The following is a 237-nucleotide window of genomic DNA, read 5'->3' on the forward strand; positions in this document are numbered from 1 at the left end:
AAGCACACAATAGCAACCAAAAACCCCAGTAAATGTTCCTACCAGAGCGCCAGCGATATTCTGACCAATCTCACTGATCTCACCATCAAGGCCTTGCATCGTCAGAATGATCCCCATTACCGCAGCTAAAATACCAAGCCCCGGCATAGCCTCAGCGGTAGCGTGCAATTTCTCGGAAGGCTTGGTGTATTCATCCTCTAGATGCTCGATCTCTTCTTCTAGAAATGCTTCCAACAC

The 237-nt window shown here is 48.1% G+C and carries 1 protein-coding gene; it reads right to left on the bottom strand.

Annotated elements, in window-relative coordinates; translation table 11 throughout:
• Positions 1–237 (bottom strand): MotA/TolQ/ExbB proton channel family protein (locus FQ668_RS28210; protein ID WP_178097275.1); only part of this gene is annotated, 237 nt, incomplete at both ends.

This window comes from Pseudomonas sp. Kh14 (assembly GCF_900291005.1).
Taxonomy (GTDB): Bacteria; Pseudomonadota; Gammaproteobacteria; order Pseudomonadales; family Pseudomonadaceae; genus Aquipseudomonas; species Aquipseudomonas alloputida.